The organism is Prochlorococcus marinus XMU1419, assembly GCF_017695955.1.
GTDB lineage: Bacteria > Cyanobacteriota > Cyanobacteriia > PCC-6307 > Cyanobiaceae > Prochlorococcus_A > Prochlorococcus_A marinus_AD.
In genome coordinates this window covers 473,953-486,283 of sequence record NZ_JAAORO010000003.1, presented here as the reverse complement: position 1 = coordinate 486,283, position 12,331 = coordinate 473,953, and the positions used below count along the sequence as shown (strand labels likewise).

At 34.3% G+C, this 12,331-nt stretch carries 14 protein-coding genes; 9 read left to right on the top strand and 5 right to left on the bottom strand.

Annotated features, from left to right (window positions below; genetic code table 11):
• Positions 1-15 precede the first annotated feature (15 nt).
• A complete protein-coding gene (locus HA151_RS08785; protein ID WP_209107057.1) occupies positions 16-264 on the top strand; it encodes a hypothetical protein in 249 nt (82 codons plus the stop codon).
• 23 nt (positions 265-287) lie between these two features.
• Here the strand turns inward: HA151_RS08785 and smpB are convergent, their stop codons facing one another.
• Positions 288-782 carry an SsrA-binding protein SmpB gene (smpB, locus tag HA151_RS08780; protein WP_209107056.1) on the bottom strand — a complete coding sequence of 165 codons (495 nt, stop codon included), beginning with the start codon at positions 780-782 and terminating at the stop codon, positions 288-290.
• 52 nt (positions 783-834) lie between these two features.
• Here smpB and ruvB point away from each other — a divergent pair, with 52 nt between their 5' ends.
• The 5 genes from ruvB (at position 835) to thiC (ending at position 5,634) form a co-directional block, all read left to right on the top strand.
• Entirely contained in the window at positions 835-1,893 is a 1,059-nt protein-coding gene (gene ruvB, locus HA151_RS08775) for a Holliday junction branch migration DNA helicase RuvB (protein ID WP_209107055.1), read from the top strand.
• A complete protein-coding gene (locus HA151_RS08770) occupies positions 1,880-2,668 on the top strand; it encodes a tetratricopeptide repeat protein (RefSeq protein WP_209107054.1) in 789 nt (262 codons plus the stop codon). Before ruvB ends, HA151_RS08770 begins: the two co-directional genes overlap by 14 nt.
• 3 nt (positions 2,669-2,671) lie before the next feature.
• Positions 2,672-3,856 (top strand): amidohydrolase, encoded by a 1,185-nt coding sequence (locus tag HA151_RS08765; protein WP_209107053.1) that lies wholly within the window; start codon positions 2,672-2,674, stop codon positions 3,854-3,856.
• A complete protein-coding gene (locus tag HA151_RS08760; RefSeq protein WP_209107052.1) occupies positions 3,853-4,068 on the top strand; it encodes a DUF3188 domain-containing protein in 216 nt (71 codons plus the stop codon). Before HA151_RS08765 ends, HA151_RS08760 begins: the two co-directional genes overlap by 4 nt.
• 195 nt (positions 4,069-4,263) lie before the next feature.
• Positions 4,264-5,634 carry a phosphomethylpyrimidine synthase ThiC gene (gene thiC, locus HA151_RS08755; RefSeq protein ID WP_209107051.1) on the top strand — a complete coding sequence of 457 codons (1,371 nt, stop codon included), beginning with the start codon at positions 4,264-4,266 and terminating at the stop codon, positions 5,632-5,634.
• Positions 5,635-5,647: 13 nt separating this feature from the next.
• Here the strand turns inward: thiC and tkt are convergent, their stop codons facing one another.
• The 3 genes from tkt to acpP are packed head-to-tail and all read right to left on the bottom strand — an operon-like array spanning position 5,648 to position 9,189.
• Positions 5,648-7,654 carry a transketolase gene (tkt, locus tag HA151_RS08750; RefSeq protein ID WP_209107050.1) on the bottom strand — a complete coding sequence of 669 codons (2,007 nt, stop codon included), beginning with the start codon at positions 7,652-7,654 and terminating at the stop codon, positions 5,648-5,650.
• Positions 7,655-7,697: 43 nt separating this feature from the next.
• Positions 7,698-8,942 (bottom strand): beta-ketoacyl-ACP synthase II, encoded by a 1,245-nt coding sequence (fabF, locus tag HA151_RS08745; protein WP_209107049.1) that lies wholly within the window; start codon positions 8,940-8,942, stop codon positions 7,698-7,700.
• Positions 8,943-8,949: 7 nt separating this feature from the next.
• Positions 8,950-9,189, bottom strand: a complete 240-nt coding sequence (gene acpP / locus HA151_RS08740) for an acyl carrier protein (protein ID WP_209107048.1) — start codon at positions 9,187-9,189, stop codon at positions 8,950-8,952.
• A gap of 133 nt (positions 9,190-9,322) precedes the next feature.
• On the opposite strand from acpP, the gene psaC reads away from it, so the two are divergent.
• A complete protein-coding gene (gene psaC, locus HA151_RS08735) occupies positions 9,323-9,568 on the top strand; it encodes a photosystem I iron-sulfur center protein PsaC (protein WP_025954930.1) in 246 nt (81 codons plus the stop codon).
• A gap of 80 nt (positions 9,569-9,648) precedes the next feature.
• Complete coding sequence (gene glmS / locus HA151_RS08730; RefSeq protein ID WP_209107047.1) at positions 9,649-11,544, top strand: glutamine--fructose-6-phosphate transaminase (isomerizing); 1,896 nt, start codon at positions 9,649-9,651, stop codon at positions 11,542-11,544.
• 30 nt (positions 11,545-11,574) lie between these two features.
• Here the strand turns inward: glmS and rimM are convergent, their stop codons facing one another.
• Entirely contained in the window at positions 11,575-12,114 is a 540-nt protein-coding gene (gene rimM, locus HA151_RS08725; protein WP_209107046.1) for a ribosome maturation factor RimM, read from the bottom strand.
• 24 nt (positions 12,115-12,138) lie between these two features.
• On the opposite strand from rimM, the gene HA151_RS08720 reads away from it, so the two are divergent.
• Positions 12,139-12,324, top strand: coding sequence for an NAD(P)H dehydrogenase subunit NdhS (locus tag HA151_RS08720; protein ID WP_025895090.1), 186 nt, complete (start codon positions 12,139-12,141; stop codon positions 12,322-12,324).
• Positions 12,325-12,331: the final 7 nt, after the last annotated feature.

Genomic DNA, 12,331 nt, shown 5'->3' with positions numbered 1-12,331 from the left:
ATACGAAATTTTTAAATGAGTGGTGAACGTGTTGGTTTCCGTTTTAAACGCGCGGATGCAATAGTTAAAAGAAATCCTCAAGGCCGATCAAGGAGAGGATGGGTTATTGAACCAGTAGAACAAACTACCAGTAGAGGTACAAAAATGCCTGCTTATAAAATTCGCTGGAGAGACAGTGAGAGACCTGAAACAGTGTTACAGCATATGTTAATTGCAGATCCAGACCCTTCTCCTCCTCCAAGTTCAGTAAGTTTAGATTCATAGTTGAATAAATCTGAGTGATATTTTTACCTTTTTAGTGCAGAATTGATTTCCTTATTTATACTCCTTTCCTTTTCGTATTGTCTTTTGTCGTGTAATTTTTTTCCTTTGCCGACTCCTATAGTTACTTTTATCCATGAGCCTTTTAGATAAAGAGATAGTGGAATAATAGTCATTCCTTTTTTTTCAGTATTGAATTTCAGTTTTATGATTTCTTTTTTATGTAGAAGCAACTTTCTATTTCTTAATGGATCATGATTAAAAAAAGAACCTACATTAGTGTGTGGTGAAATGTGAACATTTAATAATAAAATCTCACCATCTCTGAATGAGCAGTATCCATCTCTTAAATTTGCTTTTCCGTTTCTAATAGACTTTACTTCAGTACCTAAAAGTTCAATACCAGCTTCGATTGTTTCATTTATAGTGTATTGAAATTTTGCATATCTATTATCAGCTAGACGTTTGAAATTATTTCCCTTTTCAGTATTTTTTTGAACTTTTTTTGAATTTTTTGCCATTTTAGATGTAAAAAATCTTTCTACTCATAACAATTACAATTAACCTTTTATTATGGCAATAATTTCCTCTAATATAAGCGATGATGATTTTTCTCTTCGTAAAAAAGAGCTTAGGTTAGTTGATTCAAAAATCACACCAGAAGAAAAAAGAAAAAATAATCTTAATTTAGCTCGGCCTGTAAGTTTACAAGAATTTATTGGCCAAGAACAACTTATGTCCTCTTTAAGAATAGCTATAGATGCTTCAATTTACAGAAAAGAACCTTTGGAACATATTCTTTTATATGGACAGCCGGGCTTAGGTAAAACCACACTGGCATTTCTGATTGCTAATGAATTGAATACAAAATGCAGGATAGCTACTGCACCGGCAATTGAAAGACCTAGGGATATTGTTGGCTTACTGCTTGGATTAAAAGAAGGTGAAGTTTTATTTATAGATGAGATACATCGCTTAAATAGGTTGACTGAAGAATTGTTATATTCTGCAATGGAAGATTTTAGACTAGATTTAACAATGGGAGCAAATAGAGGAGCACGTTGCAGAACAATTAATCTTCCCAAATTTACTCTGATTGGAGCGACCACTAAATTAGCCTCGATTAGCGCCCCTTTAAGAGATAGATTTGGTATATCTCATAAATTTGAATTTTATACAATTGATGAATTAAAACAAATAATTGTTAATTTCTCAGTATTAATAAACCTACATTTAGATGAAAACGCATCATATGATTTGGCAAAGATATCCCGTGGTACTCCAAGAATTGCTTTAAGGCTATTGAGACGTGTTAGAGATTATGCTCAAGTTGTAAAAGACACAAATGTTATCTCTATGAACTTAATAAAAAAAGCTCTAAATTCTTATCAAATAGACCAAAAAGGATTGGATTCTTTAGATAGACAATATTTATCTTTTCTAAACAAAAACAATAACTCTCCAACTGGCCTGGATTCGATTGCAGCTGGATTGGGGGATGATTCTGCAATGTTAGAATTTGTAGTTGAGCCATATCTAATCCAAATTGGTTTCATTACAAGAACTCCTCGAGGAAGATTGCTTACTGCTTCAGGTAAAAAGTACATTGATGCAAAAAATGGTAACTTTTAAAAAAATTAAGGTTTGCTTTATATTGCTTTTTGTTGTTGCCAATATTTTTTATATTGCACCATGCTTTTCATCTTCTTTAAGAGAGGATTTGTTTGAAAATGCCTTAAATTTAAGTTCAAGCGGAAAATTTGATCTCGCTTTGAAAGAATGGAATCGCTATCTTGATTCATATCCCGATGATGCTGCAGGTTTGAGCAATAGGGGAAATATAAGACTTGTAATTGGAGATATAAAAGGATCAATAGAAGACCAAAACAAGGCAATAAATCTAAATCCAAGTGAAATAGATCCTTACATTAATAGAGGTATAGCTGAGGAAGCATTGGGTCTATGGTCGCAAGCGAAAAAAGATTATATGTTTGTTATTTCGCAAGATAGTAATAATTTTTCTGCATTATATAATTTGGCAAACGTTGAAGGTTCTACATCACAATGGGAAAAAGCAAGAGATTTATTTTCAAAAGCTTCTTTTTATAATCCTGGATTTGCTATGGCAAGGTCAAGTATGGCTTTAGCAGATTTTCAGTTGGGGAATATTGATGAATCTGAAGAAGAATTAAAAAAATTAATCAGACGTTATCCCACTTTTGCAGATGCTAGGGCTGCTTTAACAGCATTAAATTGGTCCAAAGGCGAATCTGGTAAAGCAGAGAGTAATTGGATAGCAGTAACTGAATTAGATTCTAGGTATAGTGATGAAGAGTGGTTAAAAAAAATAAGGAGATGGCCTCCAAGACCAATTAAAGAATTGATGAACTTTATTGATTTAAAATAAGTAATGAGTAAAGATCAGCTTTTTAAAAAAATTGATTCGTTTAGTGATGAGTTAATTAATTTAAGAAGACATATCCATGCACATCCGGAATTAAGCGGACTAGAAAATCAAACAGCGATTTTGATAAGTGGTTTTTTAAAAAATATTGGTTGGAATGTCAGAGAATCTATAGGTAGAACTGGTGTTGTAGCTGAATTAGGTCCCTTAGATAAAGGCATCATAGGATTAAGAGTGGATATGGATGCCTTACCAATACATGAGGAAACTAAACTTACATTTTCTTCAAAAGTAGATGGTGTTATGCATGCGTGTGGTCACGATTTACATATATCGATTGGTTTGGGTGTAGCAAAAATTGTTAAGGATTTGAAACTTAATTTTGGGACTAGGATAATTTTTCAGCCTGCTGAAGAGATCGCAAGCGGAGCTAGATGGATGATTAAGGATGGAGCAACTAATGGTTTAACCCATATTTTAGGCGTTCATGTCTACCCTGATTTATCTGTAGGGACTATTGGAATTAAAGAGGGAAGTTTAACTGCAGCAGCTGGAGAACTCAAGGTGGAGATCCAAGGAAAATCAGGACATGGTGCTCGACCTCATGAAGGGGTTGATGCTATATGGGTTGCCTCTAAAATTATCTCAGGAGTTCAAGAATCAATAACAAGGAAGTTAGATCCTTTAGATCCCGTAGTAATAACTTTTGGGAAAATTAATGGTGGTAATGCCTTCAATATTCTTGCTGAAAAAGTTTCATTAATTGGTACGGTTAGATGCACAAACTTTAAATTATTTAAGAAAATGGGTAATTGGCTCAATGAAAACATCACTTCTTTAGCTAATAGTTGCGGAGCTGATGCAAAAGTAATATTTAGAGAGATTACTCCACCAGTTAATAATAATTCTGAAATTAATAGAGTCCTCAGAGATTCAGGAATTAAAGTTTTGGGTAAAGAAAATGTTATCGAATTACAAAAACCATCATTGGGTGCTGAGGACTTCGCAGAATTCTTGAATGAGATCCCAGGGGCTATGTTTAGGCTTGGCGTTTCTAGTTCAAATGGATGCGCACCTTTACATAGTTCCAAATTTGATCCAGATGAAAAAGCTATTGCTGTTGGAATTAAAGTGATAACAGAATCCATAGTAAAATTAAATAATGAAATAGTTAATAAAGTTGATAAATGAAAATTGATAAAAGATTTATTTTGTCTTTTGTGGCTCCTTTCATGATCCTTATTTCTGCTATTGGCTTGATATTGAGAGATAATTCTAGGAAGATTTTTTATTTACCTGTTGGCTTAGTGGGCGTTTCAGTTATTCTGGAGAAAGATATAAGAAGAAGATTGGAAAGGAAAAATATTTTAAAAAAAATAAAGACTTATAAAAAAGTTAAATAAATTTTATTTAACTTTTACGAAATATGTGATGACTATTTTTTAGAAAATAGCTATTAATAAGATTAATACTAGGGGTGCTGAGACATTTAACTTGGCTGAGATCATACCCTTTGAACCTGAATCATAAATCCTGGTCCAGGGAAGTGGAGATTTGATCAACTTTTAGTTATACCACTTTTAGAAATTTTTAAATTTATGAGAAGTTCCTGGATTAAGCCTCGCCTTGGGAAAGAAAATGTAACTCAGATGAACTTTGCGAGAAATGGCTATATCACTGAAGAAATGGATTTTGTTGCTAAAAAAGAGAATCTACCTGCTTCTTTAATAATGGAAGAGGTGGCAAGAGGAAGATTAATTATTCCAGCTAATATTAATCATTTGAATCTTGAGCCAATGTCTATAGGTATTGCTTCTAGATGCAAAGTTAATGCAAATATTGGTGCTTCCCCTAATGCAAGTGATATTAATGAAGAAGTAGAGAAGCTTAAGCTAGCCGTTAAATATGGCGCTGATACAGTTATGGATCTTTCTACAGGAGGAGTAAATTTAGATGAAGTGCGGCAAGCAATTATTCAAGAATCTACTGTTCCTATAGGCACAGTTCCTGTTTATCAAGCTTTAGAAAGTGTACATGGTTCAATAGATAGACTAACTGAAGACGATTTTCTTCACATTATTGAAAAACATTGCCAGCAAGGCGTAGATTATCAAACTATTCATGCTGGGCTATTAATAGAGCATTTACCAAAAGTTAAAGGAAGAATCACTGGAATTGTAAGTAGAGGGGGAGGTATTTTAGCTCAATGGATGTTGCATCATTTTAAGCAAAATCCCCTATATACAAGGTTTGATGATATTTGTGAGATTTTTAAGAAATATGATTGTACTTTTTCTCTAGGAGATTCCCTAAGACCTGGATGTTTGCATGATGCCTCTGATGATGCTCAGCTAGCTGAATTGAAGACTTTAGGAGAGCTTACTCGAAGAGCATGGGAGCATAATGTTCAAGTAATGGTTGAGGGCCCTGGCCATGTACCTATGGACCAAATTGAGTTTAACGTGAGAAAACAAATGGAAGAATGTTCAGAAGCTCCCTTCTATGTACTTGGTCCATTGGTAACAGATATATCTCCTGGTTATGACCATATATCCAGTGCTATTGGTGCAGCAATGGCAGGATGGTATGGGACTTCAATGTTATGTTATGTAACTCCAAAAGAACATTTAGGTCTTCCAAATGCAGAAGATGTACGCGAAGGATTAATTGCTTATAAGATAGCTGCACATGCTGCTGATATTGCAAGGCATCGAGCTGGAGCTCGTAACAGAGATGATGAACTTAGCCATGCAAGATATAACTTTGATTGGAATAAACAATTTGAACTTTCATTAGATCCTGAAAGGGCAAAGCAATATCATGATGAAACACTACCTGAAGAAATCTTCAAAAAGGCTGAATTTTGTTCAATGTGCGGCCCTAAACATTGTCCAATGAATTCAAAAATTTCTAATGAATCTCTCGATCAGTTAAAAGATAAACTTGAAGAATGTAATACTTCAGTTTAGTTATTCAATAAATTTATAGAATTTCCTTCGTCTTATTAACAACGTTTTCAACTGTAAATCCAAAATTTTTCATACACTCTCCACCCGGTGCTGATGCACCAAATCTATCCATAGTAATACAAATCCCATCAAAACCTGTATATTTATGCCAACCAAATGAATGAGCAGCTTCTACTACAACTCTCTTGGAAACACTACTAGGTAAAACACTTTCTTTGTAAGATTCGTCTTGCTCTTCGAACAGTTCTACGCAAGGCATAGAGACAACCCTAGTTTTTTTACCTAAGTTTGAAATCTGCTTACTTGCTTCAATACAAAGATTTAGTTCGCTTCCAGTGCCAATAAAAATTAAATCTGGTGTTCCTTCGCAATCAGAAACTACATATCCGCCAAATGCAACTTTGTCAATTGAAGTATTTTCTTGATTAGGCATACCTTGTCTGCTTAAACAAAGGGCAGAGGGTCTTTTTCGGTTTTTAATTGCAAGCTTATAAGCACCACTCGTTTCATTTCCATCTCCTGGTCGAAAAACTAGCATGTTAGGCATGGCACGAAGAGAGGGGATAGTTTCAATAGGTTGGTGGGTTGGACCGTCTTCTCCTACACCAATTGAATCATGTGTTAATACATAGATTACTCCTAATTCGCTGAGTGCTGAAAGCCTCATTGAACCTCTCATGTAATCAGCGAAAACAAGGAAAGTTCCACCGTATGGAATAAGACCACTATTGTGATAGGCAATACCATTAAGTACGGCTGCCATTGCATGTTCACGTACGCCAAAATGCAAATATCTTTTTTCAGGACTATGAGGCTGGAATGATCCAGTTTCTCCTTTGATATCTGTGTAGTTAGAGTGAGTTAAATCTGCTGATCCACCAATTAATTCAGGCAGGTTAGGTCCTAAAGCACCTAAACATATTTGTGAATGCTTTCTGGTGGCTAACCCTTTATCATCAGGTGTATAAGAGGGGAGATCTGAATCCCAATTCTCTGGTAATTTACCCTCCAACATTCTTTTTAACTCGGCTCCTTCAGAGGGATATTTTTTCTGATATTCTTCAAATTTAGAATCCCAATCTTTCTCTAAGTTTTCTCCTTTATTAATTGATTTTCTAAAATGCGTATAAACTTCATCTGGTATTTCAAAGGGAGGGTATTCCCAATTTAGAAACTCTCTAGTTAATGCAGCTTCTTCCTCTCCAACAGCTGCTCCATGAATTCCAGCAGTATCTGATTTATTGGGTGAACCATAACCTATGGTTGTAGAAATTTTTATAATTGAAGGTTTGTCTGTTATTAATTTTGCTTTTTCGATAGCTTCAGTTATTCCTTTGACATCATGATTACCATCTTCAACATGTTGTACGTGCCATCCATAAGCTTCATATCTTTTTAAAACATCTTCGGTGAAAGAAACATCGGTTCGCCCATCAATTGTAATTTGATTATCGTCATAGAGCGCAATTAATTTTCCAAGCTTTAGATGACCAGCTAATGAGCAAGCCTCTGATGCGATACCCTCTTGATTACATCCGTCACCCATTATTACGTAGGTGTAGTGATCAACGATATTACAATCGGGCTTATTAAATTTTGCTGCTAAGTGAGTTTCAGCTATTGCTAAACCAACAGCGTTTGAAATCCCGGCTCCAAGAGGCCCAGCTGTGACTTCAACACCTTCAGTTTCGAATGTTTCTGGATGTCCAGGAGTTTTTGATCCCCATTGTCTGAATTCTTTAATATCTTCTATAGAAACTGATTTATATCCTGTCAAATGCAGCAAAGAATATAACAGCATGCAGCCATGACCAGCTGATAATACAAAACGATCTCTATTGAACCATTTTGGGTTATTGGGGTTGTGATTTAGTATGTTTTGCCATAATGCATAACCCATAGGAGCACACCCCATCGGTAATCCAGGATGTCCACTATTAGATTTATTTACTGCATCTACAGCAAGCATTCTTATACTATTTACACAAAGTGATTCTAATGAGACAGATGCAGCGACCATTGTTTTTAAGTAAGTTAAGTTGGAAATATAGAATTGGTTGTCTTCAATTCATTTTGCTGAAAGCAAGACAAACATTGTGACCACCAAAGCCGAAAGAATTAGAAAGAGCAACTCCTACTTGAGCTTCTCTTGCGTTATTTGGTACATAATCAAGATCACATTCAGGATCTGGATTGACGTAGTTAATTGTAGGAGGGATAAAATTATGTGTCAAAGAAAGTATACAAGCTACAGCCTCTATACCTCCTGAGCCTCCTAGGAGATGACCAGTCATCGACTTAGTAGAGCTTACAGGAATGAGGTAAGATCTGTCTTTAAAAATAGATTTAATTGCAGAAGTTTCATTTTTATCATTAGCTGATGTACTTGTTCCATGAGCATTTATGTAATCAACTTTTTCAAGGCTGAGACAAGCGTCTTCAATTGCTAATTTGATAGCTTCGGCTCCTCCTACACCGCCTGGAGATGGAGCAGTAATATGATGTGCATCACATGTTGTTCCATATCCAATTATTTCTGCATAAATTCTCGCATTCCTTTTTTGCGCATTTTCTAAAGTTTCTAAAACAAGAATTCCAGATCCCTCTCCAATAACAAATCCATCTCTTTCAGCGTCAAAAGGTCTGCTAGCTGTTTGAGGGCTGTCATTTCTGAATGAAAGAGCTTTAGCACTAGCAAAACCAGCTACTCCAAGGGGCGTAATACTTGCTTCTGCTCCTCCACAGATCATTGCATCTGCCTTTCCAAGTTGGAGTAATCTAAAAGAATCACCAATTGCATTTGAACCGGCAGCGCAAGCTGTTGAAACAGCGGAACTTGGTCCTTTTGCACCCAAAGCGATGGCAGCCAATCCAGTTGCCATATTTGGAATCATCATTGGGACTGTAAATGGACTTACTCTTTTAGGTCCTTTATGACTTAATATTTGAGCTTGACTTTCCATAGTTAGCAAGCCTCCAACACCAGAACCAATAATCACTCCAATTCTTGAAGCATTAGCTTCTGTAATTTCTAGTCCAGAATCATTAAAGGCTTGCTTTGCAGCAATAACTCCAAACTGGGAAAAACGATCCCATCTTTTGGATTCTTTAGCTTCAATAAAATTTTCAGATTGAAGATTTTTTACTTCTGCAGCAAATTTGCACGGATGTTGTACAGGATCAAAGAGAGTAATATCTGAGACCCCATTAGTACCTGTTTGAAGACCGACTAAATATTCATCAATGTTATTACCAATTGGAGTTACTGCTCCGATACCAGTAATAACTACTCGATGGAAATTTGGCATTCTTTAATTAACCTTTTTTTTCTTCGATGAATTTTACAGCATCGCCAACAGTTGCGATTCCTTCAGCTGCCTCATCTGGAATTTCAATGTCAAATGCTTCTTCTAAAGCCATAACGAGTTCAACTGTATCTAGAGAATCTGCTCCTAAATCATTTTGGAAATTTGAATCTGATTTTACTTCTGTTGATTCAACACTTAATTGTTCTGAAACAATAGAACAGACTTTTTCAAGGATTTCTTGTGACATAGTTTATGGAAATTACTAATTATCTATCTGATTTTATGCCCTAGAGTTAACAAGAGTGAAGCATATCTTAATTTTTTTAATTTCTTTGTAAGACAATAGTATTATAAAACGAGGTTCAAAAGACAATTTTTACATGTCACACGCAGTTAAAATTTATGACACTTGCATTGGTTGTACCCAATGCGTAAGGGCTTGCCCACTTGATGTTTTAGAAATGGTTCCCTGGGAAGGCTGTAAAGCTGGACAAATAGCTTCTTCTCCTAGAACAGAAGATTGTGTAGGTTGCAAAAGATGTGAAACAGCCTGTCCAACTGATTTCTTAAGTATTCGTGTTTATTTAGGGGATGAGACTTCAAGGAGTATGGGCCTAGCATATTGATTTTTATAGTGCAGTTTTAAGAGAGTCCATGTTTTAATAAATACGCAATTTATTTCAATATAATTGAAAAAAAAGTTCGTATGTGTGGAATAGTTGCTGTTACTGGATATAAAAAAGCTTTACCATTATTAATGAATGGTTTAGAAAAACTTGAATATAGAGGTTATGATTCTGCAGGTATTGCAATAATAAATTCCGAAACAAATTCTATATCTTGTAACAAAGCAGAAGGAAAACTCAAGAATTTAATAAGTAATCTTAAAGATCACAATATACCTGGAACTGTGGGTATAGGTCATACACGATGGGCAACTCATGGTAAACCTGAGGTTAAAAATGCACATCCTCATACTGATAGTTCAGGAAATATAGCAGTTGTTCAAAATGGAATTATTGAAAATTTTCAAGATTTAAAAAATAAATTAGAACAAGAAGGCATTATTTTTAACTCTGATACAGACACTGAGGTAATTCCTCATCTAATAAAAAGAGAATTAAATACATTAAGTAAACTTAACCTTGAAAATAATGGCTCAACATTATTAGTTGCTGTGAGAAATGTAATATCTGATTTGGAAGGATCTTATGCCCTAGCCGTTTTATGGGCTGATGCTCCAACCTCTTTGGTAGTTGCAAGAAGACAAGCACCCTTGATTATTGGTTTGGGTGAAGGTGAATTTATTTGTGCAAGTGATACTCCAGCTATTGCTAATTTCACAAATATTATTTTGCCTATGGAGGATGAAGAAATAGCTTTGTTGACTCCGCTTGGAATAGAAATATATGACACGAACAATGAGAGGCAATATCGAAATCCAGTTTCTCTCAAAGTTTCAGAGCAAATAATGGATAAGATGAATTTTAAACACTACATGTTAAAGGAGATATATGATCAACCACAGACCGTAAAAAACTGGTTGGAAAATTATTTAATTCAAAACTTAGAAGATGGCAAATATCAAATTAATTATCCTTTTGATACAAAGTTTTTAGAATCAATAGAAAGAATTGAAATTATCGCTTGTGGTACAAGTAAACATGCTGCAATGGTTGGTAGTTTTTTACTAGAACAATTTTCAGGTATTCCCACGAATGTTTTTTACGCAAGTGAATTTCGATATTCACCACCTCCATTGCTGCCAAATACATTAACTATTGGAGTCACACAATCTGGAGAAACTGCTGATACAATTGCAGCTATTGATATGGAAATTAAAAGACGGTCTTCGATTGAAGATAAAAATTTTAAACCTAATCTTATTGCTATAACAAATAGAAAAGAGAGCTCGATAGGAAGGCAGGTTTCAAATTTAATTGATATTTGTGCAGGAATAGAAGTGGGAGTTGCAGCTACAAAAACTTTTTTTGCTCAATTACTTTCTTTTTATGGCTTAGCTATAAAATTTGCAGAAATTAAAGGTAGTCGAAGCCTAAATGAAATAAATAATTTAATAACTGATCTTATAAAACTGCCTCCATTAATAGAAAATCTTTTAGAGCAACATAATAAATCTTCAGAAAAGCTAGCACATGATTTTTTTAATATTAAAGATGTTATTTTTTTAGGAAGGGGTATTAATTATCCTATTGCTCTTGAAGGAGCGTTAAAACTCAAAGAAATTAGTTATATTCATGCGGCTGGATATCCAGCTGGTGAGATGAAACATGGCCCAATAGCTTTGTTAGATAAAAAAGTCCCCGTTATTTCTATTGCTTCTCCTGGTGAAGTTTTCGATAAAGTGATCAGTAATGCTCAAGAAGCAAAAGCTAGAGATTCATTTTTAATTGGGATTGCCCCTGAATGTAATGGAACTGAAATTTTTGATTATTTAATGAAAGTTCCTTCCTCTAATGAATGGATTTCACCTTTACTTAACATAGTGCCTCTACAATTATTGAGTTACCATATTGCAGCTCATAGAGGACTTGACGTGGATCAACCAAGAAATTTAGCTAAAAGTGTAACTGTGGAATGATGAGTTTCTAACAAATTTTTATTTTTAAATTTATAGTTCTAAAAGTCCATTTGGTGGACTAATTATTATAAAATTATTTTTTATATCTATTAATGGGACTATTTCTTTAACAAATGGTATAAAAACTTCTTTTTGATTTTTAAATAGTTCAATAACAAGTAAATTATTTTTTTCATTTTCTAGATTTATAACTTTCCCAATTGTTTTTAATTCATCATTTTCTAGAGTCTTGACCTCTAGGTTTATAAGTTCCAAGAAGTGGAATTCTTCCTTTTTTAATTTGGGTAGTTTATCGGTTTTGACAAGAATTTTAGAATTCTTCAGTTGCTCTGCATTATTTCTTGTATTAATTCCCTGGAACTTAACTATAAAGGTTTCTTTACCAGGCTGTTTAAAACCAGATAAAAGTTCTATTTTTGAAGGAGGTTCATTATCTTTTTGCAACCATCGCATTCCAGGTTTTAAAAATCTTTCTTCAAAATCACTTAGAGATTTAACTTTTACCTGTCCATTAATTCCATGACATGATGTTATCAATCCAATAATCAACCATTCATCTTTGTTTATCATATATTGTATTAGAAAGTGTTTTTTATGGAATTATCTACTAAACCCATATTGCCCGGTTCTTTTGTTGTTGTAAAAGACACTAACTCCATATACAGAGGATATAAAGGTTTTGTACAAAGAGTTACAAAAAAAAGAGCGGCTGTTTTATTTGAAGGTGGTAATTGGGATAAACTCATAACATTTCAAATAACTAATTTAGAAATAGTTTAAAAACTAG